A 26,649-nucleotide genomic window follows, 5' to 3' on the forward strand; every position below is an offset into this window, starting at 1 on the left:
CATTCACTCCCACATGCGCCTCGTGAAAAAATATGCTTTAATATACCAAAGGAGCGTGATTCGATGGACATCAAATCGTTTTTATATCCCAAAAAAGAGGTTTCTTATCTTCTAACGTCCTCTACTATGAAAGAAGCCATGGATAAATTGGAAGCGAGCAATTATACGGCCATTCCGATCTTAGACGATAATGGTTTATATTACGGCACGCTATCCGAGGGAGATTTATTATGGAAGCTTAAAGCCACACCCGGCCTTGGCTTCGATACAATGCACGAAATTCCTGTCGTATCCATAAAAAGACGGATGAAAGTCGAATGCGTCGAAATCGGCGCCGATCTGGACGATATGTTGACGTTGGCGGCCGACCAGAACTTCGTTCCGGTCGTAGACGCTGATCGGGTGTTCCTCGGAATTATTCGCCGCAAAGATATCATCGAATACTATACACGGAATATTACTGACTAGTTTGAAAGGATCAGAAGGCTGCCGTTCGCCGGCAGCCACAAAATTTTAACCCCTTTTGCAACCTCATGTGTTTGTTATCTTCATTCTTTAAACTCCCTCAGAATATTTTGAGAGTTCACTTTAAACTATTGAACTACGCCAAAGAGATTTCCATCAGGATCTGTTAAGTGGAATCCACGCATCCCATCGAATGAATGTATTTCCCCAACCTTTGCTCCCGATTCAGTAAGGCGACGGTGCGTTTCCGTAACATCGTTTGTGTGAAAGTTAAAATACTGTCCTACATTATAATTATTTTTGGGGAATTCAAGCGTTTTAACCTCTTCACATTGTACAAGACAAAATACAACCGAACTGTTATACATCCTTACGACCGTTGCTTCCGGCGCATCATCATGTATGACGGTAAATCCAAGTATGCTGTTATACCATTCCACAGAGCGCTTTAGATTGCTGACCGGAATAAAGACTCCAAACCCGTCAAATAATGTACTGCTTGATTTTGTCATAAGCATCGTTCCTTTTCATTTTTTTCACTCGATTAATAAACGTAAATGGAGATCAAAACCAAACAACGATCTCGAATTATTCCGAAATGACTCCAAATAAGTTGCCATCGGGATCACTGAAGGTAAAAAACATTTTAGAGCCTGATCTCTTAAGACTGCTTAGGTGAATTCCTTTATTAGCCATTCCGATATACGACCGATATATTGCGACAGGATCGCGTCTCCGAAAAGCGTCTACCAATGCATCGAAATTTGTTGGAGAATGCGATTCTATTTTGGTTTGAGTAGCTGTTTTTTCTAAAAATGAGGTATGAGCCAATTTTTTGAGACGTAGTCGTGCACGCCCCAATGTAACTTGCACAGTCGGTTCCTTCATTTGGACGATTTCAGCCGTTTCCTTAGCCGTAAAATCGAATATGTCCATCAACAATAAAATGACGCCCATTGAAGCCGGCAACCTTTCTGCGACCAGCTCCAATAACTCCCTGGTAGACATTAGAGGATCAAGTTCACCCTTTTCATAGCTTAGATCATATGGGACGGTAACCATTTTTTCTTTTCTTTTTGCATCTATCCAGACGTTTCTCGTCATTCGGTACAGGAAAGCCTTCGTTACAGCCCTTTCTGGGTTAGCACGAAGTGCCTCGATCAGTTTGATCGAAGCATCCTGTGCCAAATCATAAGCATCCCATTCATTACCCGTAATTCGCAAACTGTATTGATTTAAAATAGATATCCAGTCCATGTTAATTATTTCTTTTATAGAGCGAGAATTTCCTTTAGAAAGACGAACGATTTGTAAAAAATTAATTGTCTATTGTTGATGCTGCCCGTTACTTCAATGAAAATATGGAGTAGCTGCCGCGGCAAACTACTCCCGGACCGTTTAACTGTCGTACCCAGTTAGTTTAGCAACTTGGTTTTCAGTACATCTACTATTTCACCAACAATAAGTGATGTGTGTTGTTCGCCTTTGATTATAACGTCTGAATTGGGTTTGACTGACTTTTCCATCTCCAAATAAGCTGCCCTTCCTCTAAGTAGATAGTTTGTTAATTCTTCGTGGATACCTGCAATTGATTCATCCTTGTAATTTAGTATTATTCAACTTACTGATTAGTTGATTTGTTATTGTGGATTTTCCCCCACCAGATACGGCAGAAATTGAGATCACGCACGGCTTTTGTTTCAGATTAATCACCTCAAGGCACTTAGTAGACTACAGTTTTTTGGCATTATTAAATCTATGTATACCAAATCCTTTGAAGTCAGAAGCTAATATTGCTTCTCTAAGAGGATATAAATTCGTTGTGAATCTTAATTCGATTCCTTTTTGGAGTAGTCTCTCTAACAAATTCCCATACGTATCAACTGACTTTGGCTTAACAGTTTGACGTGAAATATAATAACCCGCAGTCTTGTCAAAAAGCTCAAAGCCTTCATCGTCAAAGCAATATCTATAAACGATCTGCTTTGAAATCCTCGTATACCAATCACTTTCCACCGTAACTATGGTATCAGCAATTGAATTATTGAAGAAAAGCTGCAAATGTTGGTCCGTTGTCGCCTCGTCCTTCCTACACACAATACGGGGACAATCCCTCGGGAAATAGTATGTAAACTCACGCTCTTCATCAATTGCCCAGACTACCGCAGGGAAATCTGGACGATTTTGTTTCTCTTTAGGAATAAATACTTTGATACTATCCTCTTCACTGAAATGAAAAAGCACGTAAACCCTCCTCGAAACAATTACCTTTATATTCCATATGGGTATTGTATTATCCTCCCGTTACTTCAATGCACAGTCTTCAATAACTGTTCATCGAAGCTTTGAGTACAGCCCAAACCAACGATTTTATCGATAATCCCTGCCACGGTAATCAACTCGTTAGTATTTAAATACACCTTCACCTTATCCGAACCAAGACTCTCATATCATTTTTTCGCAGGATTTCCTTTGACTACCCCGAGCTTCACGACTTTCTCGCCGCGACGAATGATTCCATTTACCAGAAAAGAAGCAAAGGCTCTTCCGTACCCGCGCCCTTGTTTTTCCGCTGCCCAAAAAACCGGATATGATGACGTTTGGTACAATTTTGCTCGTGTACGCTTACCCCTTTGCTATACCCTGGATCGACCGACCTGAAGCAATAAATTCCCTTTCGAACGAATATACAATCTGCTCCTCCAACAGTTGCCCTTCCATATACTTGCGGACTAACTGCCTCCCCGTTTCACGGGTAATGTCTCTGTACCACACCCCATCGGGATAAGCGATAACGACGCAAGCGTCTGCACAGCGTCCATTACAACGTGTGCGGGTTGTATGAATAACGTTGTCGGCATCAAGCTTTGTAATTTCTTCCCGAATCGCCTGGGTCACTTCCTCAGCACCACGCTTCATGCAGCTGCCACCATTACAAATGAGCAAGTGACATCTGGTCTGTTGAAGGTTCCATGTTGTCATGAATGCCTCTCCTCTCCTCTAGTTTTGACAGTATAAGGTCTAGATACTATAATTCCGTTATATTAATCGTAACATTTACGATTATAAACGGATATCACAGCATATACAAGAAGTGGACTTATGTTTTCATCCAAAAGCTCTCAGAACTTACCGACTAACGGTCCCCCCGTGTCCGGTTCCACGCGAGTACGTTACTAATCATCAGCATGGTGCTGTTGCTAAGCTAAACATTACATAAATGTAAGGGAGAGATCAGGCATGATCAAAGTTCCTGTCATCATCCTAAGTGGATTTCTGGGAAGCGGTAAAACGACATTACTCTTGAGACTGCTTCAAGAGGCGGGTGATCGCCAACTGAAGTCGGTCGTATTAATGAACGAATTGGGACAAACCGACGTGGACGGCGGGCTAATCCGTTCCGGTTTACCGAATGCATCGCTCGAGAAATTACTGGACGGATGCATATGCTGCAGCAAAAAGTCCGAGGTGGCTGCCTGTGTAAGACGGCTTATTGATCAACAGCCGGATGTTCTGTTTATTGAACTCACCGGTGTTGCCAATCCGGAGGAGGTCGCCGATGCGTTAACAGAGCCTTACTTGCTGAATCGTGTGGAACTTAGACATATCGTTACCGTACTAGACTCGGAGTGGGTCCTGGAGTATAACAGCCTATTTAATACGGACCACGCACTAAAGCACACGCTACGTCGCCAGATGGAGGCTGCAGACACCATCCTTGTTAACAAGACCGATCTGGTTGCGCCATCCCAACTGATAAAGATTGAAAAAGCAATAAAAAAACAAAATGATAAAGCTATCATCCACTTCACCCAACATAGTCAAGCAGAATCGACGGATTTGTTTTCCAGCTTGCAACCATTGGACCACGGCACGCCCATTGTAAGAAAAAGCTTTAAGGTTATCGGAGGACCTATTCGTAAAAAAGAAACGTTGGCCGGCCACAGACACGATCATCTCCATCATAAGCGCAATGATCATGAAGGGACTGTAACCACTCCTTCATTCAGTAGAATTCAAACAATAACGCTTTCCGTGCCTGAACATGTGCCGATTACGGTCAAACAAGTTGAGCAATTTATTCAACGATGGGGAGATCTATTGCTTCGAGCAAAAGGGTATGTGACGGTTTCTGATAAAAAGCTGAAAAATAGACTCGTTCAGTTTGCCGGCAAACGAATCTACTGGGATATTTCAGATTACCACGGTCCCTCATATCTCGTTCTCATCGGGATCGAGTTGAACCGACAGCGAATTGAACAGGAATGGAACCATCTCCTAGGTTAGAGCTCTGTCCGGCAAATCGCATAGCGGGTCAGTGCATCTCGGAGCATCACAGAAAAACAAGCGCGAGTGGGGCGGCTAATTCGTTAGGCTTCCCTTCTTCCACCGTTTGACAATTTATAGAGTCCCCTGTATAGTCGTTATTAGTAATTATTACATTTAAATCAGGAGTGATTATCGATGACATTGCCATCAACTTCAACGGATCCTAAGGTTCCCGTCACTGTACTGACTGGATTTTTGGGTGCTGGAAAAACCACGTTGTTGAATCATGTGCTAACCGCGAACCATGGTGAGAAAATTGCCGTCATTGTGAACGAATTTGGTGAGGTCGGGATTGATAATCAACTGGTCGTCGGTGCTGATGAGGAAATATTCGAGATGAACAACGGCTGTATTTGTTGTACGGTACGCGGGGATCTTATTCGAATTCTTGGGGATTTGATGGATTGTAAACGCGGTGTTGGCAGTCGGAAGCTTGAATTTGATCGCGTGCTGATTGAGACTACCGGACTCGCTGATCCTGCACCTGTAGCACAGACCTTTTTCGTTGATGATGAAATGGCAGAATTTTATCGACTCGATGCCATTGTTACCGTTGTAGACGCCAAGCATGCCGGACAGCATTTGGATGAAGGACATGAAGCACAGGAGCAGGTTGCCTTCGCCGATGTGATCTTGCTGAATAAGCTGGACCTGGTTAGCAGTGAGGAGCTTTCGCAATTAGAGCAGCGGCTGCGTACTATGAATCCAGCTGCGAAGCTGTACCATACCCGTAAATCTCAAATTGATATAGACCACATTCTAGGAATCAATGCATTTGATCTGGATCAAAAGCTTGAGATCGACCCTGGCTTCCTTGAAGAGGAAGATCATGATCATGACGATGAAGTCACATCTCTATATTTCCGTGAGGAGCGTCCGCTCGACCTGAAAAAGCTGGAGAAATTCCTTGGCATTTGGTTGTCAGAACACGGGGAGGACACATTCCGTTACAAAGGTGTGCTTAACATTAAAAATGTAAATCAGCGAATCGTATTCCAAGGTATCCACATGCTGTTCAGCTCCGATTCGGACCGCGAATGGCGTACCGATGAGACTCCCAAAAGCGAGTTCGTCATCATCGGAAGAAATCTTGATGAAGCTTGGTTCAGGGAACAGTTCAACAGTTGTATAGCCTAGTTGATCGGACCGGAGCTTGAAGCTCCGGTTTTTTTCTACTTCCGGATATAATCCGATACATGAGGTGATTGTTTATGACTTCCGTTATACCCAAACGGAGAATAATGATACAAGCGGCAAGCTCATCCGTGAAATATTGGAGCCACATGGATCTGTTGCAGTACAATATCGAATCGTCAGGGATGATTATCATGAGATTCAGGGAGTATTACAAGAAGTCGCCAGTCTCCATTCCGTTCACGCAATTTTGCTTAATGGAGGGACAGGCATTGCCAGGCGTGACACAACCTATGAAGCCGTGATTTTTGCTAACAGCTCCGTATTTGGGTTAACATACTAAAACTCCGTATGCTCATTCAATAGAGTATGATCGAATTTCTGATGGACGGCTTGTTTAAGGGGTGCTGGATAAACGGTACATGTTAATGACATCATAAACCTCCCTTACTCATTGAAAAAAAACGGACTCCCTGCTCATGAGAAGTCCGGTTTTTCATGTAATGATGTACGAATTATTGCAATGCCTTCAATAGATTGGTTAAATTTTTATTCATAAGGGTTACATAATCTTCCCCTGCTTTTGCTTGTTCTTCTGTAATTCCCTCAAGTGGGCTTAAAACTAAAGTTTGAATATTCAAATCGTTTGCCAAGGTCTTCGCCAGCTTATCGGAAACCAGTTCTTCAAATAAGATATATTTCACTTGATTCTCTTTTACAAATTTAGAAATCTCCATAAGATCTTTAGAGGTTGGTTCCGCATCAGGAGCTAGGCCCATAATAGGAACTTGTCGCAATCCATAATCACGAGCCAGGTAACCAAAAGCTTGATGCGAAGTTACAAACTCTTTTCTGTTGGTTTTGCTGATCTCGTCTTTAAATTTTGTATGCAGCTGATCCAATTGCCCGATTAATTTATTATAATTTGCTTCATAATCTGCTTTATGTGCAGCATCCGCCTGGATTAATCCGTTTTTCACATTTTCAGCCATCTTCTTTGCTTGCAGTGGACTTAACCATATATGGGGGTCAACATTCGACTCTTCCTCATCGTGCCCATGCCCGTCTTTTTTCTTCTCCTCATGCTTATGCTCATCCTCTTTTTCATGCTTATCCATCGTTGCAGGGATAAACTCAGCCCCCTTGCTCGCCTCGACTAAGACCAATTTAGAATCCTTCTTCACACCATCCAAAAAGTCGTGTACCCATCCCTCAAAACCAGCACCGTTATATATAAAGAGCTGCGCTTGGTTTAGTCCTTTTAAATCTTTACTTTTCGGGCTCCAATCATGTGGTTCAACACCTGTAGGAACAAGATTAACTACATTGACATGTTCTCCGCCGATTTTCTTCGTAAAGTCATATAGCGGGAAAAACGTGGTGAAGACATTGACCTTTCCTTCAACAATAGCAGCTTGACCGGCTCCACATCCAGCTATAAGAAGCGAGCTGATAAGTAGGGTAACAAGAAGATAGATTACCTTTCTCTTACTTTTCATTCTTAGTTCTACATCCTCTCAATATATTATGTTGCATAAAAAGTCCCTATATGAATTTTATGCGTAATTATTACGAATATTGAACATACTAGATGTTACTAGATAACGACATGTTTTGTAAAGTGTATTTTTTACGAATAAATTCGTGCCTTAATGACAAAAAGAAATGAGCAGGGAGAATCCAGACCCTGTCTATACAGCTTCGTGCTCTACTCCGAAGGTGTCGTTACGCTAATCAAGAGTAATGTAAATTGCCAATATAGTATCCGATGACGCAAATAAAATATATTGACTTAAAATAGGAATGAACTATAATGATATTTGTTATTAGTAATTATTACTATTTAATAGAAAGGAGTTTATTATATGTATCGAATCATTTCACTTGTATTTTCGATCGTTATTTTCCTATTGTCCTCCGTATCCGTATCGGCACATGGAACAGTAGAGCGTAATACCGAGGAATGGCCTGCACAAGGCAGACTCTTCGTTGCGGATGCAAATAACGGCGATCTGGCTATCATTGACTTACCTGAAGGGAACGTCGTTGCTCGTTTATCCACGCCTCCCTATATTATGAGTCTTGGCTTAACCCCGGATAGCCGGCATTTATTCGTCACGCGAGGCCGCAATACGGAAACCGACCACGTAACCGTGGTGAATACGGCTTTTGATACCATTACAGGCAAGGCTGGACTCCCTTTTATTTCAAGGACCTTCGAAGGCTTTTCCCCGAGCGGTGCCCGGCACGGTTATATGACCTCGATCGGTGGCGCAGCATCGATGGTGAATGAATCAAAGGCCGAGTTGCTCACTTTCGATGGAAATTTTGACGGGTTAGGCGCTGTATCGGTTCGTAAATATGAGCTTGCAGGAAGCGCCCATTATCACTATGCCGAGGCTGAAGGGTATATTTATGTAGGGCATCTCCAACAAGGCCTGGTGCAAATTTTGGACAGGGAAACCGGAGATGAGGTAGCGAGGTTAAACGGCTGTCCTGTTCTCCATGGCATCGCTCACGATAATGAATCCGGCCGCATGTTCTTTGCTTGTCAGAACAACACCCTAGTAGTAGGAACGCGCGGTGCCGAAGCGAAGCAGATCGTATCTCGAATCTCCTATCCAGAGAAACAGAGAGTCGCTGCTTTTATGGAAGGTAAAGAGCGTATCTTCTGGGGGTATACCGAGGGAACCTTACCCATGCTCTACCGGCTTGATGCCGGACGTCAGCCTTATACATATGAAACGGTCCCTGTCGCCTCCTCCGTTCGTCAGGCCATCTCAGCCGATAAATCATACCTGCTCATTCTAAACCGGGACGGCAAACTGGAGATCCGAAACTCTGCGAACGGTGAACTGCTGCGGAGTGTGGTGGTAGGCAAAGGCTGGAGCGCCGATTTTCATGAGCATACGGACAAGGCTATCCTTCCGGATATTGTAACACTAGGTAGCCATGCTTATGTCAGCTTGCCCGATGAAGGTATCATCGCACAGATAGATCTAGATAACGGGAAGCTGATCCGTAATCTGAACATCGGCGGACAGCCGACACGTATGGTTGTTCTGGCTCAAGTCGACTCTCACCTGGAAGAAGCGCTGGCTTTAAATGTAACGGAAGCCCTCATTCAGAGAGGAGATCAAAGCTTCAAGATCACAACTTCTTCATTATTCAAGGACCATCTTGTATGGATACGGTTACGGGATGCCGCTGAAGCGATCGGCGCACGAATCGAATGGCTTGCCGAGTCATCAGGCATCGTTATCACAAAGGACTCGCAAAACATAAGGCTGGTCATCGGCAATACCTTCGTTGAAGTAAACGGTATCCGAAAAGCAATGAACGACGCACCTTTAATTGTAGAAGGTAATACTTATATGAACACCATCGATCTTTCTGAACTCCTGGGCATCCGCATTGTGTTTGATGAAGCAACCCAAAACGGCGGAAAGCATAATGAAAATCATAAACCTAATAGTACGCACGATAACGAGCATGAGCATGAACATGAGCATTAACCTTTACCTGCAACGAAACAAAAGGGGATCGGCTGAAAAAGCCATCCCCTTTTGTTTTTCGTCTTCTGTCAATTCATACTGATGACGAATCCTAGCTTCTCACACCAACTCCGAAAAATGATACCTGCTCAAACGGCTTCCATATCAAGAAATCAATTACTTCGTTAGTGTAGGTTTATATTTTTTCTCCAACAGCATTGAGTGGTCAATCCCCAAAGTTCAATTAAGGGGGGGCATTCAATAACCGATAAGTTATATAATTTCCGAAGCTTGCGAATATTGGATCCAACCGAGTTCATTCAAACCACTTCGATATCCCGACTACCATAAAGAACTAGTCGAAAACAAAATAAAACAATACTTTATTTTCCTTTAACAAAAAATGTTCGGTGAAAAATATAGTTTTAGACTGGAGTCGTTGATTTAACGCGGTTTTTGAATTGATGAATCGTCAGCTTTTGGAAAATTAGTTTTAGACTGATCCATTAAAGAAGCAGCGGCGGACCAAGACTTGAAAAATAAAGTCTTAGACTGCCGCTGTAGTCTTTCAAAATAACGTACCCTATAGTATAACAATGCATCATCTTTGAAGTCCCCAAAGGAGTTAATACACAATGAGGACTGGGCAATTTGATAGCTGTGAAACCTTGTGGCTGACACTTCCAAGCATCATTTCTTTTATGCCACTTAGCCCACGGCTTCCAATAATAATGAGTTGCTGCTCGGTATCCCTTGCATATTTTAATATTTCATGTTCAGGATCTACCTTAAGATGAACTGTTCCCGGATTAATTCTGTGCAGATTCTAATTTGGATTTGGCTTGTTGCAACTGTTCCAAACTCGCTTTCTCCATTTCGTTCAATATTTCTTTCAAGAAATTCCCTGGTAAATATGTCATGCCATTCGATACATATTCCTGGCTGACATTAACCAAAGCAACTTGAGATTGTTTGTTTCGGGCTTTTTCAACGGTTGCATCGAGGAGTTTGTTCGTTATTTCATCTTTATCAATTTCCACAATAATTTTATCAAACATATTTCCGTCCTTTCCGTGGCAGCTCGTAGTTATTTCGGCTACCTATAAAACGGTTTCTTGCTGCTCCTATACCGAATAAAAAGAGTAAGACCGAAGCGCAAAGTAGAATGAAAAGTGGCAGGTTCCAATTATTTGTCGCATCATGCAGATATCCTATAAGGGCAGGACCGATTGCGGCAAGAAGATATCCGATCGATTGCGCCATGCCAGACAGTTCCGCAGCTTGATGCGCATTTTCAGTACGTAACCCGAAAAACATCATGGACAAACTGAAGGCGAAGCCTCCACCAATTCCGAGTATGATGATCCACAACAGAATGATACTGGAGCTTCCGTAAAGAAGTCCGAGCGTTCCCATTAAAAGCAAAATGGTTGTGATGACCACTAACAACCGTTGGCTAGACATGTGCCCAGCAATAACAGGGACAACAAAGGTAAATGGAAGCAGAGCTAACTGCATGATCGAGAGATACCATCCTGATTGGTTGGAGTCAATTCCTTGCTGCTTTAAAATTTCAGGCAACCATGCGATCAACACATAGAAAACCATGGACTGTATACCCATAAACAAGGTTACTTGCCAAGCAAGAGGGGATCGCCAAACATTCACATCGTTACTGGCCGTCTGTTGACTCGACGTGGTTGTTGGCTTCATTTGATTTCTTAATTGGGGTAACCAACAGAGGATCGATGCAAAGCTTAGAATCCCCCATATTCCCAATGCTCCCTGCCATTTTAGACCTGCGTTCACGGCTAGCGGTACACTGATTCCCGATGCGATTGCTCCACATAAACTCATTGAAATGGAGTAAACACCTGTCATGGAGCCGATTTTATTTGGGAAATCCCTTTTGATTATACTTGGCAATAATACATTACATACGGCAATTGCGAATCCAAGAATTGCTGTCCCAATATACAGATTAGCTGCGCCAGATAAAGAACGTATTACAATACCAACAGTCAGAAAGATGAGAGCAATCAAGATGATACGTTCAACCCCATACCTCCGTCCTAATTTTGGTACTAGAGGTGATAATAAAGCAAAGGCAAGTAAGGGGACCGTTGTGATCAGTCCTGTTAATGTATTTGAAATATGAACGTCATCCCTTATGAGGCTCACTAAAGGACCGACTGAAGTTAAGGGAGTGCGTAAATTAGCTCCAATAACAATGACGCCAAGAATTACCAGCCCCATAGAGGATGGTACAGCTTTTTTATTTTGTTTGTTCGGCACTCTACATTTCTCCTTCCCGAATTCATACGTACTATTTGTTTCCTGCTGATTGAAAAAAACTATGCAATACATTCGCGCGAACAAAAAAAAGTATATTATAGTATACTAATTTTATCAATAAGTATTTTATAATATACAACAACTCATCTAAAAACAAAAAAATACAACTCTAAATTCCCATCATGGAATTCGGAGTTGTATTTAATAATTGGATTTTTCAACTTTTAGAAACCATACTTTAAGGATATATGGAGCACTGTTTCGCTATCCGTATGATTGGTATAAGAATGAGGACAATCTGCACGAAAACTGATCGTATCATATTGTTTCAATGTGTAAATCTCTCCATTAACTTGAATTTCAATGGACCCAGTCATGACTGTCGCAATTTCAGTTGTATTCACATGATGACCTTCAGGCTGATACGAGCTATTTGGCTGTAAGTAAGCCCGACACATTTCAATATCGTTACTTTTAAAGACTGGTTCAATGATCCAATTTTTTTGATCATTAGAAAACCGCAGTCCTTCGCCTGCTCGATACAAACTAGCAGAGTCTTCTGATTTGAACAAAGCCAATAGCGGTAAAGATATACCTTTTGAAATTTTCCATATAATCGCCAAAGTTGGATTTGTCTCGCCACGTTCGATATTCCCCAGAGTAAGTTTGCTTACGCCCGTTAATTCCGATAAGTCGTCTAAGCTCATGTTTTTTTCTTTTCTGTACTTTTTCAAGGCAACGCCGATTTGTAATACAAATTCTTTTGATTCATCGATTTCATCCATGAGATTCACCTCAACAAAAAACAGTTATAGCTAGTATATTATTTATCTAGATTCTTTTCCATACGATTAGTATTTGATGGTGGACTACACTCCTATGAAAAAATAATCTGCCCGTTAATGAAACTTCGTCAGTCTAATACTTTATTTTCTTCTGATAAAAAAAGAGGGCTTTCGCCCTCTTCTTATTCCACCGTTACACTCTTCGCGAGGTTCCGCGGCTTATCAACATCGTTTCCGCGAGCCAGCGAAGCGTAGTAGCTCAGCAGCTGCAGCGGCACTACCGACAGCGCAGGCGTCAGCAGCTGATGGGTAACCGGGATTGCGAACGTGTGGTCAACGACCTTCGCCAGCTCCGTCTCACCCTCCGCATGGATACCGAACACATGTGCCCCTCTCGCTTTCACTTCCTTAATGTTGCTCACGGTCTTTTCGAACAGGTCGTCCTGAGTTGCCAGCGCAATCACAGGAATTCCCTCTTCAATCAGAGCCAGCGTCCCGTGCTTCAACTCTCCTGCTGCGTATGCCTCCGAGTGAATGTACGAGATTTCCTTCAGCTTCAGCGAGCCTTCCATCACAACCGCATAATCCAAACCGCGGCCAATGAAGAACAGGTTGTCGTGCGTTGATACCTGCTCTGCAACATCCTTAATAACTTCCGCTTGCTCCAGAATTTGCTCCACCTTCTCAGGCAAAGCTTCCAGGCCGGCAATCACTTCGGCAATATATGCCTCTTCTTGCGTACCCAGCGTTTGCGCCAGATACAGTCCGAACAGATAGAACGCGATCAGCTGCGAAGTATATGCCTTTGTCGAAGCTACGGCGATCTCAGGACCTGCCCAAGTCGTGATGACATCATCCGCCTCACGGGCTACAGAGCTACCGACTACATTCGTGATCGCAACGACACGTGCGCCGCAGCGCTTCGCTTCACGCAGAGCGGCAAGTGTATCCGCAGTTTCACCGGATTGGCTCACCACGATAACCAACGTCTCCGGAGTAATGATCGGGGAACGGTAGCGATATTCGGAAGCCACGTCCGTTTCTACCGGAATGCGTGCCAGCTTCTCAATAACAGCCTTGCCGACAAGACCCGCATGATACGCTGTACCGCAAGCAACAATGTGAACATTGCGTATGCCTTTGATTTGCTCCGGCGTCATGCCCACTTCGTTCAATACTACACGGCGACCGGAGTCATCAATCCGACTTCCCATAGTATCACGGTAAGCCTTCGGCTGCTCATGAATTTCTTTCAGCATAAAATGATCAAATCCGGCTTTTTCCGCCGTAATAATATCCCAATCGACATGGAATAATTCCCGGGAAATAAAATTCCCTTCCAAAGTCATAAGCTCCACGCCGTCCCGAGTCAGAACAGCCATCTCTCCATCGTTTAGAATATACACATTGCGAGTGTATTCGAGGATCGCCGGAATATCCGAACCGATGAAGTTCTCGCCTTCGCCTACACCGATGATCAGCGGGCTGAAGTAACGTACCGCTACCAGACGATCCGGTTCATACTCCGTCAGTACCCCCAGGGCAAATGCGCCTTTCATACGTTGTACAGCCTTCTGTACGGCCTTAACAATATCGCCCTCATACAAGCTCGCTACCAGATGCGAGATTACCTCTGTGTCCGTTTCCGATACGAAGACATGCCCTTGCGCGGCCAGCTCTTCCTTCAGACTAATATAGTTTTCGATGATCCCATTGTGAACGACAGAGAACTTCTGCGAGTTATCCGTGTGCGGGTGTGAGTTCACATCCGACGGCTTGCCGTGAGTCGCCCAACGAGTGTGACCGATCCCTGCCGTACCTTGCAGCGGCTGCTCCTCCAGCTTCGATTCTAGCACCGCCAGACGCCCCTTCGACTTCTTTACCTGCAAGCCTTCCTGTGTATAGACAGCTACACCGGCAGAATCGTAACCGCGATATTCAAGCTTCTTCAAGCCTTCAATCAGAATCTTCTGGGAGTTTTGCTTCCCAATATAACCAACGATACCACACATATATAAATACCTCCGAATGTTTGAATGAAATGTAAATCGAATAGCACAAGTTGAAAAAAGTGCAGCACAAAGCTAACCCCGCTCGAAAACTTGTCGGCCCAGTCACCCGGACGTTTTGATTTTCGAATTTACGGTACGGATCATACCGGAAGGTCCCCGCCGAATATTTCGAACACCTTCACCTCGTCAACTTCAAGATCAGCTATCGTTTTCCATGAGTACCGTGTCTAGGGAATAAAGTGAGGCCCAGCAGCACAAGCTATCAGCATAGGACCTATAGACCGAATCGGCATTCACCGTCAACTTCAAAGCATTAACCTTCAAGTTCTGGCGCTAGTCGTGATTTTATTAAAACCTCTATCCACCTTTCGTTTCATTTTGACATATAACCATCTTATTCATTTTGCCTATCGAGTGCAACTGATATTTTCATGATATTTTCAGACAATCTCTGCCATGAATGCAAAATCCCCCAAAACCGGCTCAGGTTCTGAGGGATTTATCTTCAAATGCTATACCAGCTCGCGTTCAATCACTGCTGCGATATCCCGAACATAAGCCTCAACCTGCTCCTTATCCGGACCTTCGGCCATAACCCGAATGAGAGACTCCGTACCGGACGGACGAACCAGTACACGGCCGTTGTCGCCTAGCTCTTCCTCCACCTTGCGAATGGCTTCCTCCACAGCAGCATTACCGTTCAGCTTGCTCTTATCCACTACACGAACGTTAACCAGCGTTTGCGGATATTTGCGCATGATCTGCTTCAGCTCGCTCAAGCTCTTCCCAGTCTGCACCAAAGTATCCACTAGCTGCAGCGCCGTCAGGATGCCGTCCCCCGTCGTATTATAATCGAGGAAAATAACATGCCCCGACTGTTCACCGCCGAGATTGTAGCCGCCCTTACGCATTTCCTCCATTACATACCGATCGCCCACGGCTGTCTTAGCGGCCTTGAGTCCTACCTTCTCAATCCCCTTGAAAAAGCCGATATTACTCATGACCGTCGTTACAATCGTCGAATGGTTCAGCTTACCCGCTTGATTCATCGCGTGTCCGCAAATGCTCAGAATGTAATCGCCGTCGACTTCCTCGCCTTTTTCATCAATGGCAATCAAGCGGTCCGCGTCCCCGTCAAAGGCAAGGCCCAGCTGTGCCTTTGCTTCAAGCACCTTCTGCTGCAGCTTCTCCGGATGCGTCGATCCGCAGTGGTCGTTAATATTGCGGCCGTTCGGCTCCGCCCCTATCTCCACAACCTCCGCGCCTAGTGCCCGGAATACCCTAGGAGCCAGTTCATAGGCCGAGCCGTTCGCACAATCGAGAACCACCTTCATGCCTTCAAAAGACGACTTCACCGTCGATTGGATATAGTCTAAGTAAAGCTGCTTCGCTTCTTCATCATCCGTCACGGTTCCGATGTCCCCGCCCACCGGACGAGGCAGCTCGTCAGTCTCCGCATCCATCAGCCGCTCAATTTCAAGCTCTGTCTCATCCGACAATTTATAGCCGTCACCGGCGAAGAACTTAATGCCGTTGTCTTCCACCGGGTTATGGCTTGCAGAGATCATAACGCCGGCATCCGCCTTCAGCTTACGCGTCAAATAAGCAACCGCCGGAGTAGATACGACACCCACTCGAACCACGTTGGCTCCGATCGATAAGAGGCCCGCCACCAGCGATGCTTCCAGCATCGGACCCGAGATACGCGTGTCTCGACCGATAATAACTACCGGCTTCTCTACTTGCCCTGCTAATACATAACCGCCGCAGCGGCCGATTTTATATGCCAGCTCAGGTGTCAGACCGGCGTTAGCAACGCCGCGTACCCCGTCTGTTCCAAAATACTTCCCCATGTTTCCCTCTCCCCTAGATGCTAACCATCTATCATAATGATGCTCAGCTAGGCTCTAAGAGCCTGCTGAGCATATATTACCTTATTATCCACTCTTCAAAACGTGCTCGTCAACACACATTATTGCGCCGGAGTTGCAGCCGCCTTAGGCTGCTTCTCGCTGATTTCTACGGTAGCCTTAAGATCCTGCTGCGTTCCTTTCTTCACGAAGGTCGGAAGATTCCACGTTACTGAAACCTCATGCCTTCCCGGAGGCAGGTTGCTCACATCTAGAATCGCCTGAATATCCTGCGGCTTCAGCATGCCTAGAATATCCGGCGCACCTTCCACCGTAAGGTTCAGCTGGCCCTGCTGCGGCGAGATCACAGTTGTATTGAACCCGTCGTTTTGCCCGATGATCGAAACTGGAATCCCAGCCAGTGTCTTCGTAACGGAAGGAACAATGTCCACCGTAACCGTAACCTTTCCGGGATCGAGCTGGGTTGCTTTGTTGCGCAGCGGGATATCGAGAGTAAACTCCTTATCCTCCTTGAGCTCCGCTAGGTTCACCTGCGGTCCCTCGTAGAACTCCAGACGATCCAGCACGCTCTGAGGTCCGTAGACGGTTACCTTATCTACGCTTTGGCGAAGCGATCCGACGGCAAATCCCGGAGGAGGCTCCCCTACAAGCTTCAGCTGCAGCGGCACAAGGGTAAACGGACTTGTAATCGGCACCTCCACATCAACGACGGCCGGACTGATGACCGCCTTTTCCATCGGCTTCCCGTCTTTATCGTATGCAACAAGACGCACCTTGTTCGAAACCGGCGTAGTAGCCTTCTCCACACTGATATCCGCCCGTACCGATTCCACTGTATCCGCGCTGTCGCTAGGAACCGTTACCGTCACCCGGTTCGGCTTTGCAACAGGCTGCCCGGCCTTTAGTCCAACACCCGGGATACCCGTAACATTTACTGTGACCGGCATCGATTTGTTTTCCTTCTTATCGACAACAACCTTCACCGTTCCCGGATTTATCTTGACCGTGACATTCGAAGGGAAGTTAACCGGTGTTACCGCCAGAATATGCTCACCCTTGCCTACCTTGGTTAAATTCACTTCCACGGAATATTCCGCAGTATTGAGCAATTTTTTCAACACCGAATCCCGCCCTGACAACGTCACCGATACTTGTGCAGGCTCGATCGATTGCACAAAAAACTCATTCGCATCGTAGATAGGGGTTACCGTTACGTTAGAGATTGTCTCATCCTTAATGCCTGTATTATTCGAGCCCGACAAGGTGGAGCCATCCATTCGTAGAACGGCCCACAGCAGAATCCCGATAATTAATGCAATCACCTTAACGACATTCGTATTGCGCAGCCAACGATCCATTTAGCGCAGCCTCCATTTCCAAATGGAGCTTTTTTCTTTTGATTTCACCTTCGGCTTCAGCTCTTCGAATAGCTTGGCCAGCAGCGTGTCCTCCTTCACATCGCGGAGGATGTGTCCGTTCAGCGCCAGCGATACTTGCCCCGTTTCTTCCGACACAATCACACACAGGGCATCGGACACCTCGCTCATTCCGATCGCCGCGCGATGCCGGGTTCCCAGCTCTTTGCTGATAAAAGGATTCTCCGACAGCGGTAAGTAACATCCCGCCGCCATCAGCTGATGCTTCCTCATAATGACCGCACCATCATGAAGCGGCGTATTCGGGATAAAAATATTGATAAGCAGCTCCGAGCTAATGTGAGATTCAATGGAAATCCCTGATTCGATGTAATCCGTAAGTCCGGTTTCGCGTTCGAACACCATCAGAGCCCCGATCTTACGGCGGGACATATAATTTACCGCCTTCAGCACCTCATTGATGCGACGGTTGATCTCCTGATCCTCTTCCACTGTCGTTCGGCTGAACAGCGTGCCGCGGCCAAGCTGCTCCAGCGCTCGTCGAAGCTCCGGCTGAAATATAATAAATACCCCAACCAGACCGAACGTGAACATCTGGTTCATCATCCATTGCAGCGTATTCAGCTTAAACCAGGAGCTCAAGGCCCATGTCACTACAACAACCAAGATGCCTTTCAGCAATTGGATAGCCCGCGTTCCGCGGACCAGTAAAATCATCTTATATATCACGTAACTAACGATTATTATATCGATGATATCGGTAATTCGTATTTCCGTCAGCCAGTCCATCGCGCCGCCCCCAGCATTTCGCGGTGTATTTTCTCTATCTTTCGAAAGTGCTCCCTTCATCATACCATAAATGCAACAAAAAACCCTCCCTTTCTACCATAGTTTAGGGAGAGTTTATGAAAATTGGGTCGCTCGACCTATTTCGTTTGGGAAAGCTGAGTAATGAATTGCCCCGTCTTAAACCACAGCCAACTGAAGGCTTCGTCGATCTGGGTTACTTGTCCGGAGATATGAGCCGTCGAGGCTAGATTCATTCTTCCGTCAATCACTGTGATGTCCCCACGAATGTCTCCCTCTACTTCCAGCTTTCCGTTCTCGACCGTCAAATTCCCTGCTACGGTCTTCCCTGCCGGAACATAAACCGTATCCCCTTGAATGACTACGGATTGCAGATCCGTCCCTTTCACGATCAGCTCTTGATCATTATCCCACATGGATAGGAAGCTGCCCATCATCACGACGAAAAACACAGCAGCCACCGATGCCGCCGGATGTTTCCGAAACCAGCGGGACCAAGAGCCTCTCCGCTTCTCGGGAGGCAGTGCGCTCATGATGCGCTCCGTCAATCCTTCCGGGACCTGCGGTGATGGCCATGCTTGTACCAAAGCCTCTACCTTCTCCAGCTGCTGCAGCCGTCTGCGGCAATCCATGCAAGCAAGGAGATGCTCCTTCAGAGCCTTCTTCTCTTGACCCTCTAAATCACCGTCTAAATATTGATGCAGCATCGGGAGGGCTTCTCTACAATTCATCATGAGCCCCTCCTTTCTTCTGTCAAATTACACTTGTGTATTACCATACGATTGATTCGGGCGAATGTTTCAACGGAATGCAATTTTTCCACTACAAAATAGCCTCCAACTTTTTCCGTAAAAATTCACGTCCCCGGTGTAAGCGCGTTTTAATCGTCGTCACAGGCATAGACAGCGTATCGCTTATTTCCTGTAAGGAGAAATCCTGAAGGTACCGCAAAATTACGATCGCCTTATATTTCTCCGGCAAGGTTTCGATCGAATCCCGGATCTGCTGCTGCGTTTCAGATAGTGTAATCTGATCCTCAGGCCCAGCATCCTGGCTCGCTAGGGTAGCGTACCAGTCTCCCCCTTCGCCGTCGCTTAGCTCCGCATCCAGCGAGTAGCTCGCCTTCTTCTTCCGCAGCCGGTCAATACACAGGTTTGTCCCGATGCGATAGATCCAGGTCGAAAACTTCTGCTGTTCATCATACCGGTCCAGATTCGTATATACGCGCAAGAACGTCTCTTGCACGATCTCCTCCGCCTCATGGCGGTTATGCAGCATCCGGTATGCCAAATGATAAATCTTATCCTTATACAGCTCCACCAATTCTTCAAAAGCGACGCGGTCACCGCTTCTTGCTAGTTTGGCGAGCCTGGTGTCCATCGAAATCACCCATCTACCTCCAAGATCCGCTACAACCTTATGGGATAAGGTGCGGATTCGTCAGGATGCCGCTTCACTTTCAGCTAGCACAACTCCTGCCAATAGTAAGAGCATACCAAACCATTACCCTATCTGTACATACTCATGCGGAAGAAAATTACCGGTCCGCCGCGGGTCAAGGCATTTCCATACCTTTACTGGCCATTTCCATTTTAAACATTCCTACGGCTTTATAGCTGGTTTGGTTTCAATCCTTCATACGGCACCTCGGCCTGATGTATAACCATATTGTGCTCCAAGGAGATGCCCAGGAATCAAAAAAAACCGAGCATCCCCTGTTTTAGCGAGATACCCGGTTTGTACATAGTTATTACTAACCGCTGAAATCAACCGGTATTCCGGAGACCTGCAGCTATTCCGTTAATGGTCAGCAGAACCTCCCGGAGCAGAAGAGCATCGTCGTCTCCTTGCTCACGAAGTCCTCTAAGCTCTGTAAGCAGTTGTACCTGCATGTAGCTAAGCGGATCAACGTATGGGTTACGCAGACGAATGGATTCTTGAATGACCGGTACGTTATCGAGAATTTCCTGCTGTCCGGTAATCTGCAGAATCAGCTGAGAGGTACGGTCATATTCTTCCTGAATCAGGTTAAAAATACGTTCAGCAACCGAGGAATTCTTGATCATATTTCCGTATTCTTTCGCGATAAGCAGGTCTGCCTTGGCGAGAGCCATCTGCAGATTGTCAATCAGCGAACGGAAGAACGACCAGTTCTGGTACATATCCTTCAGTACGTTGAGATTCTCTGGGTTGTTCTGATAGTAGCTGTAAAGGCCCGTACCCGCTGCATACCATGCCGGAAGCAGATAGCGGCTTTGTGTCCAGGCGAATACCCATGGAATAGCTCGCAGATCCTCGAAACGGTCACTGTTCTTACGCTTGGAAGGGCGGGAGCCGATGTTCAGCTCGCCGATCTCCGGCAGCGGCGTCGATTCTTTGAAGAACGTCAGGAAGTCCTCATCCCGGAAAATCAAATCCTGATACTTCTGCTGCGCTTTCTCGGAAATATCACGCATAATGGCATCCCAAGCCGGCTCGGAAGGGTCAACCTGAGGGTTCCGTGCGCTAAGCGCGCTGATGATCAATGCCGATGTCGCTTGCTCCAAGCTGCGGTATGCAATCCCCTTCATGGAGTAACGCGAGGACAAGACTTCCCCTTGCTCGGTAATCTTGATGCCGCCGCCAATCGTATCAGCCGGCTGAGCCATAATACTGCGATTCAGAGGCATCCCCCCGCGTCCTAGAGCTCCTCCGCGACCATGGAAGAACTTCAGCTTCACGCCGAATTTCTTCGCTGCAGCCGTTATGCTGCGAAGCGCTACGCGCAGCTCCCAGTTCGCTGTGATCACGCCGCCGTCCTTGTTACTGTCCGAATAGCCAAGCATGATCTCTTGCAGATGATTCGTGCTGACAAGGCTGTTCCGGTATGCCGGGATCTGATACAGTGTGGTCATGATCTCCGGTGCGGCATGCAGGTCGTCAATCGTTTCAAACAAAGGAACAGATTGAAGCGTGCATGTGATCGATCCGTCTGGATTGTGTAAGTATAGACCGGCTTCTTTGCCGAATACGAGTACCTCCAGCAAATCGCTTGCCGCTTGAGTCATGGAAATCAGGTAGGTCGAAATACAATTCCGTCCGAACTCTTGCTGTGCCCTTTGAATGACGCGATATACATCAAGAGTTTCCTTCGTAGAATCAGAGTATTGCATGTAAGGCGAAGTGATCGGACGCGGTTCATTCAGAACCTCTGTCAGCAGCTGTACCTTCTCTTCTTCGGACAAGGCTGCATAGTTTTCGCAAAGACTCATTTTGGCAAGAATCTCTGTCATGGCTGCTTCATGCTCTTTACTATGCTGTCTTACGTCCAGACTGGCCAGATGGAAGCCGAATAGCTCAACCTGGCGTATCAGCTTCGTAACATAAGAATCGGCGATAAAATCCGCATAATGATTGCGCAGGCTGCGTTCAATGATTTTCAAGTCCTCAATCAGTTCATTCGGATTATTGTACTTACGATTATTAGCAAGGCTCGCGTTATCCGCATTGCTGATCTTTTCGATCATGTATTTCACTTTAATGCGGTAAGGTTCCTTCTCATTACGCCACTCGTCGGTACGAAGATCGATGTTGTCACGATCCTTCTGAATCGACTCCAGCAGCTCCGGGGTCACTTCAACAATATTCTTGCTGAAGCTCATGTGTCCCAGCAACTCCTGAAGTAGCTCAGCATACTTGCTGATTGCCAGCTTCCGCTGCATGGAGAGTGTCTCCCAGGTGATGTTGGAGGTTACCGAAGGGTTACCGTCACGGTCGCCGCCGATCCACGAACCGAACTTCAGGAACACCGGCACATGCCAGGATTGCTCCGGATAGTATTTGCTCAAGCAGCGCTCAAGCTCTTGGTATACCTCAGGCAGAACATCAAACAGCGTCTCGTCAAAATAGTACATCCCGTTACGTACTTCATCGATAACGGTTGGTTTACGGTCACGAAGCTCATCCGTTTGCCAAAGCGTAATGACTTCGCCAAGCAGCTTCTCCCGAAGCTGTTCTCTTTCACGGAAGGTCAAGCTCGGATTATCCAGCTCCATTACATCTTTCGCGATCCGTTGGTGAATGTCCAGTACAGCTCGGCGTGTCGCTTCCGTTGGGTGAGCTGTCATGACCAGCTCCAGGGAAATACCTTGCAGAATCTCCTGAACCTCATCTGCAGGAATATTCTGCGCCTTCAGACCGCGAATGATATCCTCGATTGAGCCCGGCTGTACATTCTCTCCGGCAGTGCGTTCATAGTCGCGTTTACGACGAATCCGGTGATTTTGCTCGGCAATATTGATAAGCTGAAAATATACGGCAAAAGCCCGAATCACCTGGTGACGAATTTCGGGTGCTAATGCATTAATCGTTTCCTTAAATTCTGCGAACAGCTCAGGTGTGAATTGGGCACGAAGCGTTTTGCTCATCTCTCTTATTTTCTCTACGATGACAAGCAGCTCGTTGCCGCCTTGATGAACCAAAACCTCGCCGAGGATATGGCCCAAAAACCGAACATCCCTGCGCAACAAATTGTTCGAATTGTTTTTGTTTAAAATTGTGACTGAATCCGACATGGTTTTCCTCCATCCTTACTAATCATAATGAGTATTTTAACACATCCTGGCGGAACGATGTAGTCCTTTTTCACGTTGAAGTGCAAAATTGTCTACAAAAATAATTGCCAGATTTGGTGTCTTTAATTCTCCTGCCTATATTTATCCAATTTATCCTCTCGCGAAACCCTGAAATGAAAAAAGCCCCTATGTCAATAACTGACATAAGAGCTTACGTTAAGCGGGTGATGGGAATCGAACCCACGCTACCAGCTTGGAAGGCTGGAGTTCTACCATTGAACTACACCCGCAGACGATGGTCGGGACGACACGATTTGAACATGCGACCCCCTGGTCCCAAACCAGGTGCTCTACCAAGCTGAGCTACGTCCCGTAATATAGAATATGAAGCTTTAATGGCGTGCCCTGAGAGATTCGAACTCCCGACCTTTTGATTCGTAGTCAAACGCTCTATCCGGCTGAGCTAAGGGCACATATGTTATGGAGCGGAAGACGGGACTCGAACCCGCGACCCTCGCCTTGGCAAGGCGATGCTCTACCACTGAGCCACTTCCGCATTATGAAACTGGTGAGCCATGTAGGACTCGAACCTACGACACCCTGATTAAAAGTCAGGTGCTCTACCGACTGAGCTAATGGCTCTTGAAGCATGGCTGGGGATCTAGGATTCGAACCTAGGCATGACGGAGTCAAAGTCCGTTGCCTTACCGCTTGGCTAATCCCCAACAATACTGGTGCCGCCGAGAGGACTTGAACCCCCAACCTACTGATTACAAGTCAGTTGCTCTACCAATTGAGCTACAGCGGCATATGGTGGAGGCTGACGGGATCGAACCGCCGACCCTCTGCTTGTAAGGCAGATGCTCTCCCAGCTGAGCTAAGCCTCCAGGTATTGCTATGACCCGTAGGGGATTCGAACCCCTGTTACCTCCGTGAAAGGGAGGTGTCTTAACCCCTTGACCAACGGGCCGAAAAGCTTCCAACCGGGATCGAACCGGTGACCTCATCCTTACCATGGATGCACTCTACCTACTGAGCTATGGAAGCAAGCTCCCCGAACAGGACTCGAACCTGTGACAACTCGATTAACAGTCGAGTGCTCTACCAACTGAGCTATCAGGGAATAATGCTTGGCGACGTTCTACTCTCCCAGGACCCTTCGGTCCAAGTACCATCGACGCTGGAAGGCTTAACGGTCGTGTTCGGTATGGGTACGCGTGGTTCCCTTCCGCCATCATCACCAAACCGGATTTTTCGTCAGAAAATATCCATCAAGGCTTGCGCCTTGAAAACTGGATTCGAAACTTCAGCAAATGTCATTAGCTGTGCTGCCGATGCAGCATTTTGGATAAGCCCTCGACCGATTAGTATTCGTCAGCTCCACACGTTGCCGCGCTTCCACCCCGAACCTATCTACCTCGTCGTCTACAAGGGGTCTTACATACTGGGAAATCTCATCTTGAGGGGGGCTTCACGCTTAGATGCTTTCAGCGCTTATCCCTTCCGTACTTGGCTATCCAGCCGTGCCTCTGGCGAGACAACTGGTACACCAGCGGTACGTCCATCCCGGTCCTCTCGTACTAAGGACAGCTCCTCTCAAATTTCCTGCGCCCGCGACAGATAGGGACCGAACTGTCTCACGACGTTCTGAACCCAGCTCGCGTACCGCTTTAATGGGCGAACAGCCCAACCCTTGGGACCTACTTCAGCCCCAGGATGCGATGAGCCGACATCGAGGTGCCAAACCTCCCCGTCGATGTGGACTCTTGGGGGAGATAAGCCTGTTATCCCCAGGGTAGCTTTTATCCGTTGAGCGATGGCCCTTCCACTCGGTACCACCGGATCACTAAGCCCGACTTTCGTCCCTGCTCGACCTGTATGTCTCGCAGTCAAGCTCCCTTATGCCTTTGCACTCTTCGAATGATTTCCAACCATTCTGAGGGAACCTTGGGGCGCCTCCGTTACTCTTTAGGAGGCGACCGCCCCAGTCAAACTGCCTACCTGACACTGTCCCCGCACCCGATCAGGGTGCCAGGTTAGAACTCCGATACGATCAGGGTGGTATCCCAACGGCGCCTCCACCGAAGCTGGCGCTCCGGCTTCCTAGGCTCCCACCTATCCTGTACAGATCGTACCAAAGTCCAATATCAAGCTGCAGTAAAGCTCCATGGGGTCTTTCCGTCTTGTCGCGGTAACCTGCATCTTCACAGGTATTAAAATTTCACCGGATCTCTCGTCGAGACAGCGCCCAAGTCGTTACGCATTCGTGCGGGTCAAGAATTTACCTGACAAGGAATTTCGCTACCTTAGGACCGTTATAGTTACGGCCGCCGTTTACTGGGGCTTCGGTTCACAGCTTCGGGTTACCCCTAACCGCTCCCCTTAACCTTCCAGCACCGGGCAGGCGTCAGCCCGTATACTTCGCCTTGCGGCTTCGCACAGACCTGTGTTTTTGCTAAACAGTCGCTTGGGCCTTTTCACTGCGGCCCCCTCGGGCTATTCACCCTACCGAGGCACCCTTCTCCCGAAGTTACGGGGTCATTTTGCCGAGTTCCTTAACGAGAGTTCTTCCGAGCGCCTTAGCATGCTCTGCTCGCCTACCTGTGTCGGTTTTGCGGTACGGGCACCTTCTCCCTGGCTAGAGGCTTTTCTTGGCAGCTTGAACTCATGACCTTCGCTACTTGAATTTCGCTCCCCATCACAGCCCAGCCTTAACGGTTAGCGGATTTGCCTACTAACCAGCCTCGCTGCTTGGACGGACATCCATCAGTCCGCGTCACTATCCTTCTGCGTCACCCCATTGCTCATAACGGTTCACGGTGGTACAGGAATTTCAACCTGTTGTCCTTCGACTACGCCTTTCGGCCTCGCCTTAGGTCCCGACTTACCTCTGAGCGGACGAACCTTCCTCAGGAACCCTTAGGCTTACGGCGGACAAGATTCTCACTTGTCTTTTCGTTACTCATACCGGCATTCTCACTTGTAACCGCTCAGCTGTCCTCACGATCAACCTTCACTGCTGTTACAACGCTCCCCTACTGCCCATAAATGGACTCATAGCTTCGGTGGTGTGTTAGCCCCGTACATTTTCGGCGCAGAGTCACTCGACCAGTGAGCTATTACGCACTCTTTCAATGGTGGCTGCTTCTAAGCCAACATCCTGGTTGTCTTTGCAACTCCACATCCTTTCCCACTTAACACACACTTGGGGACCTTAGCTGATGATCTGGGCTGTTTCCCTCTTGACAATGGATCTAGCACTCGACTGTCTGACTCCCGGGTTAAAGTCTGCGCATTCAGAGTTTGACTGGACTTGGTAACCCTTGGCGGGCCCCGCACCCAATCAGTGCTTTACCTCCGCGACTCATCACCCGAGGCTAGCCCTAAAGCTATTTCGGGGAGAACCAGCTATCTCCGAGTTCGATTGGAATTTCTCCGCTACCCCCACCTCATCCCCGAATTTTTCAACATTCGTGGGTTCGGGCCTCCAGTGCGTGTTACCGCACCTTCACCCTGGACAGGGGTAGA

General features: G+C 46.9%; 21 protein-coding genes, 11 tRNA genes and 2 rRNA genes (1 of these 34 cut by a window edge). 5 read left to right on the forward strand and 29 right to left on the reverse strand.

The window, feature by feature from the left end; translation table 11 throughout:
* Positions 1 to 63 precede the first annotated feature (63 nt).
* Complete coding sequence (locus QMO62_RS16250) at positions 64 to 468, forward strand: CBS domain-containing protein (protein WP_284642536.1); 405 nt, start codon at positions 64 to 66, stop codon at positions 466 to 468.
* Positions 469 to 593: 125 nt separating this feature from the next.
* Here QMO62_RS16250 and QMO62_RS16255 read toward each other — a convergent pair whose 3' ends face one another.
* The 4 genes from QMO62_RS16255 to QMO62_RS16270 all read right to left on the reverse strand — a co-directional run bounded on the left by QMO62_RS16255 (position 594) and on the right by QMO62_RS16270 (position 3,447).
* On the reverse strand, positions 594 to 977 hold the full coding sequence (locus tag QMO62_RS16255; protein WP_284642538.1) for a VOC family protein: 384 nt from the start codon (positions 975 to 977) through the stop codon (positions 594 to 596).
* Between the two features lie 76 nt (positions 978 to 1,053).
* A complete protein-coding gene (locus QMO62_RS16260; protein WP_284642540.1) occupies positions 1,054 to 1,722 on the reverse strand; it encodes an RNA polymerase sigma factor in 669 nt (222 codons plus the stop codon).
* 474 nt (positions 1,723 to 2,196) lie between these two features.
* On the reverse strand, positions 2,197 to 2,709 hold the full coding sequence (locus QMO62_RS16265; RefSeq protein ID WP_284642542.1) for a DUF6886 family protein: 513 nt from the start codon (positions 2,707 to 2,709) through the stop codon (positions 2,197 to 2,199).
* A 381-nt stretch (positions 2,710 to 3,090) separates the two neighbouring features.
* Positions 3,091 to 3,447 (reverse strand): (2Fe-2S) ferredoxin domain-containing protein, encoded by a 357-nt coding sequence (locus tag QMO62_RS16270; RefSeq protein WP_284642544.1) that lies wholly within the window; start codon positions 3,445 to 3,447, stop codon positions 3,091 to 3,093.
* Between the two features lie 258 nt (positions 3,448 to 3,705).
* On the opposite strand from QMO62_RS16270, the gene QMO62_RS16275 reads away from it, so the two are divergent.
* The 3 genes from QMO62_RS16275 (at position 3,706) to QMO62_RS33425 (ending at position 6,271) form a co-directional block, all read left to right on the forward strand.
* Positions 3,706 to 4,752 carry a CobW family GTP-binding protein gene (locus QMO62_RS16275; RefSeq protein ID WP_284642546.1) on the forward strand — a complete coding sequence of 349 codons (1,047 nt, stop codon included), beginning with the start codon at positions 3,706 to 3,708 and terminating at the stop codon, positions 4,750 to 4,752.
* Positions 4,753 to 4,929: 177 nt separating this feature from the next.
* The gene (locus QMO62_RS16280) at positions 4,930 to 5,931 is read left to right on the forward strand and encodes a CobW family GTP-binding protein (RefSeq protein ID WP_284642548.1); all 1,002 of its coding nucleotides are present in this window, start codon (positions 4,930 to 4,932) and stop codon (positions 5,929 to 5,931) included.
* A gap of 64 nt (positions 5,932 to 5,995) precedes the next feature.
* Positions 5,996 to 6,271, forward strand: a complete 276-nt coding sequence (locus tag QMO62_RS33425; protein WP_369699112.1) for a molybdopterin-binding protein — start codon at positions 5,996 to 5,998, stop codon at positions 6,269 to 6,271.
* 172 nt (positions 6,272 to 6,443) lie between these two features.
* On the opposite strand, the gene QMO62_RS16285 is transcribed toward QMO62_RS33425, so the two are convergent.
* Entirely contained in the window at positions 6,444 to 7,427 is a 984-nt protein-coding gene (locus QMO62_RS16285; RefSeq protein ID WP_284642550.1) for a metal ABC transporter substrate-binding protein, read from the reverse strand.
* Positions 7,428 to 7,793: 366 nt separating this feature from the next.
* Here QMO62_RS16285 and QMO62_RS16290 point away from each other — a divergent pair, with 366 nt between their 5' ends.
* Positions 7,794 to 9,443: a stalk domain-containing protein gene (locus tag QMO62_RS16290; protein ID WP_284642552.1), complete on the forward strand. Its 1,650-nt coding sequence runs from the start codon at positions 7,794 to 7,796 to the stop codon at positions 9,441 to 9,443.
* 604 nt (positions 9,444 to 10,047) lie between these two features.
* Here the strand turns inward: QMO62_RS16290 and QMO62_RS16295 are convergent.
* The 24 genes from QMO62_RS16295 to QMO62_RS16410 all read right to left on the reverse strand — a co-directional run.
* Complete coding sequence (locus tag QMO62_RS16295) at positions 10,048 to 10,245, reverse strand: universal stress protein (protein WP_348651721.1); 198 nt, start codon at positions 10,243 to 10,245, stop codon at positions 10,048 to 10,050.
* A complete protein-coding gene (locus QMO62_RS16300; RefSeq protein WP_284642553.1) occupies positions 10,232 to 10,480 on the reverse strand; it encodes a putative universal stress family protein in 249 nt (82 codons plus the stop codon). Before QMO62_RS16300 ends, QMO62_RS16295 begins: the two co-directional genes overlap by 14 nt.
* On the reverse strand, positions 10,473 to 11,678 hold the full coding sequence (locus tag QMO62_RS16305) for a CynX/NimT family MFS transporter (protein ID WP_372516724.1): 1,206 nt from the start codon (positions 11,676 to 11,678) through the stop codon (positions 10,473 to 10,475). The genes QMO62_RS16300 and QMO62_RS16305 overlap by 8 nt, the downstream gene beginning before the upstream one ends.
* 263 nt (positions 11,679 to 11,941) lie before the next feature.
* Positions 11,942 to 12,502 (reverse strand): helix-turn-helix domain-containing protein, encoded by a 561-nt coding sequence (locus tag QMO62_RS16310; RefSeq protein WP_284642557.1) that lies wholly within the window; start codon positions 12,500 to 12,502, stop codon positions 11,942 to 11,944.
* A gap of 182 nt (positions 12,503 to 12,684) precedes the next feature.
* Entirely contained in the window at positions 12,685 to 14,514 is a 1,830-nt protein-coding gene (gene glmS, locus QMO62_RS16315; protein ID WP_284642559.1) for a glutamine--fructose-6-phosphate transaminase (isomerizing), read from the reverse strand.
* Positions 14,515 to 15,026: 512 nt separating this feature from the next.
* Positions 15,027 to 16,367, reverse strand: a complete 1,341-nt coding sequence (gene glmM, locus QMO62_RS16320) for a phosphoglucosamine mutase (RefSeq protein WP_284642562.1) — start codon at positions 16,365 to 16,367, stop codon at positions 15,027 to 15,029.
* Positions 16,368 to 16,486: 119 nt separating this feature from the next.
* Entirely contained in the window at positions 16,487 to 17,743 is a 1,257-nt protein-coding gene (locus QMO62_RS16325; RefSeq protein WP_284642564.1) for a CdaR family protein, read from the reverse strand.
* On the reverse strand, positions 17,744 to 18,550 hold the full coding sequence (cdaA, locus tag QMO62_RS16330) for a diadenylate cyclase CdaA (RefSeq protein WP_284642566.1): 807 nt from the start codon (positions 18,548 to 18,550) through the stop codon (positions 17,744 to 17,746).
* A 137-nt stretch (positions 18,551 to 18,687) separates the two neighbouring features.
* Entirely contained in the window at positions 18,688 to 19,299 is a 612-nt protein-coding gene (locus tag QMO62_RS16335; protein WP_284642568.1) for a zf-HC2 domain-containing protein, read from the reverse strand.
* A gap of 91 nt (positions 19,300 to 19,390) precedes the next feature.
* A complete protein-coding gene (gene sigW / locus QMO62_RS16340; protein ID WP_372516725.1) occupies positions 19,391 to 19,948 on the reverse strand; it encodes an RNA polymerase sigma factor SigW in 558 nt (185 codons plus the stop codon).
* Positions 19,949 to 20,334: 386 nt separating this feature from the next.
* Positions 20,335 to 23,121 (reverse strand): phosphoenolpyruvate carboxylase, encoded by a 2,787-nt coding sequence (gene ppc, locus QMO62_RS16345; RefSeq protein WP_284642572.1) that lies wholly within the window; start codon positions 23,119 to 23,121, stop codon positions 20,335 to 20,337.
* A gap of 219 nt (positions 23,122 to 23,340) precedes the next feature.
* Positions 23,341 to 23,411 (reverse strand) — tRNA-Gly (locus tag QMO62_RS16350).
* A 6-nt stretch (positions 23,412 to 23,417) separates the two neighbouring features.
* Positions 23,418 to 23,494: transfer RNA gene (locus QMO62_RS16355), tRNA-Pro, on the reverse strand.
* Between the two features lie 23 nt (positions 23,495 to 23,517).
* Positions 23,518 to 23,594, reverse strand: a tRNA-Arg gene (locus QMO62_RS16360).
* Between the two features lie 8 nt (positions 23,595 to 23,602).
* Positions 23,603 to 23,677 (reverse strand) — tRNA-Gly (locus QMO62_RS16365).
* 10 nt (positions 23,678 to 23,687) lie between these two features.
* Positions 23,688 to 23,763 (reverse strand) — tRNA-Lys (locus QMO62_RS16370).
* Positions 23,764 to 23,771: 8 nt separating this feature from the next.
* Positions 23,772 to 23,846 (reverse strand) — tRNA-Gln (locus QMO62_RS16375).
* A gap of 7 nt (positions 23,847 to 23,853) precedes the next feature.
* A tRNA-Thr gene (locus QMO62_RS16380) sits at positions 23,854 to 23,929 on the reverse strand.
* A 3-nt stretch (positions 23,930 to 23,932) separates the two neighbouring features.
* A tRNA-Val gene (locus QMO62_RS16385) sits at positions 23,933 to 24,008 on the reverse strand.
* 11 nt (positions 24,009 to 24,019) lie between these two features.
* Positions 24,020 to 24,091 (reverse strand) — tRNA-Glu (locus QMO62_RS16390).
* 4 nt (positions 24,092 to 24,095) lie between these two features.
* Positions 24,096 to 24,168: transfer RNA gene (locus QMO62_RS16395), tRNA-Thr, on the reverse strand.
* A gap of 3 nt (positions 24,169 to 24,171) precedes the next feature.
* Positions 24,172 to 24,244, reverse strand: a tRNA-Asn gene (locus tag QMO62_RS16400).
* 5 nt (positions 24,245 to 24,249) lie between these two features.
* Positions 24,250 to 24,366 (reverse strand): 5S ribosomal RNA (gene rrf / locus QMO62_RS16405).
* 99 nt (positions 24,367 to 24,465) lie between these two features.
* Positions 24,466 to 26,649, reverse strand: a 23S ribosomal RNA gene (locus tag QMO62_RS16410); it runs 721 nt beyond the window's last position.

Origin of the sequence: Paenibacillus silviterrae, from assembly GCF_030167925.1 — a bacterium.
GTDB classification, from domain to species: Bacteria; Bacillota; Bacilli; order Paenibacillales; family NBRC-103111; genus Paenibacillus_G; species Paenibacillus_G silviterrae.